Below are 1,356 nucleotides of genomic sequence, written 5' to 3' on the forward strand. Positions count from 1 at the left end.
GGGAAGCTCCTTATGGAGCGAAGTCTTTGATTCCCCGCTGCCAAGAAAAGCTTCTAGCGAGATAAAAGGTGCCTGTACCGCAAACCGACACAGGTAGGCGAGGAGAGAATCCTAAGGTGAGCGAGAGAACTCTGGTTAAGGAACTCGGCAAAATGACCCCGTAACTTCGGGAGAAGGGGTGCTTTCTTAACGGAAAGCCGCAGTGAATAGGCCCAAGCGACTGTTTAGCAAAAACACAGGTCTCTGCGAAGCCGTAAGGCGAAGTATAGGGGCTGACACCTGCCCGGTGCTGGAAGGTTAAGGAGAGGGGTTAGCGCAAGCGAAGCTCTGAACTGAAGCCCCAGTAAACGGCGGCCGTAACTATAACGGTCCTAAGGTAGCGAAATTCCTTGTCGGGTAAGTTCCGACCCGCACGAAAGGTGTAACGATTTGGGCACTGTCTCAACCAGAGACTCGGTGAAATTATAGTACCTGTGAAGATGCAGGTTACCCGCGACAGGACGGAAAGACCCCGTGGAGCTTTACTGTAGCCTGATATTGAATTTTGGTACAGCTTGTACAGGATAGGCGGGAGCCTTTGAAGCCGGAGCGCTAGCTTCGGTGGAGGCGCTGGTGGGATACCGCCCTGGCTGTATTGAAATTCTAACCTACGGGTCTTATCGACCCGGGAGACAGTGTCAGGTGGGCAGTTTGACTGGGGCGGTCGCCTCCTAAAGTGTAACGGAGGCGCCCAAAGGTTCCCTCAGAATGGTTGGAAATCATTCGTAGAGTGCAAAGGCATAAGGGAGCTTGACTGCGAGACCTACAAGTCGAGCAGGGACGAAAGTCGGGCTTAGTGATCCGGTGGTTCCGCATGGAAGGGCCATCGCTCAACGGATAAAAGCTACCCCGGGGATAACAGGCTTATCTCCCCCAAGAGTCCACATCGACGGGGAGGTTTGGCACCTCGATGTCGGCTCATCGCATCCTGGGGCTGTAGTCGGTCCCAAGGGTTGGGCTGTTCGCCCATTAAAGCGGTACGCGAGCTGGGTTCAGAACGTCGTGAGACAGTTCGGTCCCTATCCGTCGTGGGCGTAGGAAATTTGAGAGGAGCTGTCCTTAGTACGAGAGGACCGGGATGGACGCACCGCTGGTGTACCAGTTGTTCTGCCAAGGGCATAGCTGGGTAGCTATGTGCGGAAGGGATAAGTGCTGAAAGCATCTAAGCATGAAGCCCCCCTCAAGATGAGATTTCCCATAGCGTAAGCTAGTAAGATCCCTGAAAGATGATCAGGTTGATAGGTTCGAGGTGGAAGCATGGTGACATGTGGAGCTGACGAATACTAATAGATCGAGGACTTAACCATATAATATGAA

At 53.2% G+C, this 1,356-nt stretch carries 1 rRNA gene; it reads left to right on the forward strand.

The features are described 5' to 3' along the window. Positions 1-1,346, forward strand: a 23S ribosomal RNA gene (locus BLV40_RS27760); the annotation flags it as partial. Positions 1,347-1,356 lie beyond the last annotated feature (10 nt).

It is taken from the genome of Bacillus sp. 166amftsu, assembly GCF_900107445.1.
Taxonomy (GTDB): Bacteria; Bacillota; Bacilli; order Bacillales; family Bacillaceae_G; genus Bacillus_A; species Bacillus_A arachidis.